1 pseudogene is annotated in these 328 nt (G+C 38.4%); it reads right to left on the reverse strand.

Going from position 1 to position 328, the window contains the following annotated elements:
- Nucleotides 1-328, reverse strand: a pseudogene (locus tag AC0L0O_RS30045) (Cna B-type domain-containing protein); the annotation flags it as partial.

The raw sequence follows: 328 nt of genomic DNA on the forward strand, positions 1-328 counted from the left end.
TCAACTTTCTCTTCTTCTGGTTTTACATGTATTTCCGGTTTCTCCGTAACTTCTGGCTTCTCTAGTTCTTTCGGCTCTTCTGTTACTTTCGGTTCTTCCGGCTTTTCTTCTTTTATTTCTTCTATTGTTTCTTCTTCAACTTGTTCTTCTTCTGGTTTTACATGTATTTCCGGCTTCTCCGTAACTTCTGGCTTCTCTAGTTCTTTCGGCTCTTCTGTCACATTTGGTGTTTCTGGTTTTTCTTCTTTTATTTCTTCTGTCGTTTCTTCTTCAACTTTCTCTTCTTCTGGTTTTACATGTATTTCCGGTTTCTCCGTAACTTCTGGCT

Source organism: Bacillus sp. GS3m_15504, from assembly GCF_055825275.1.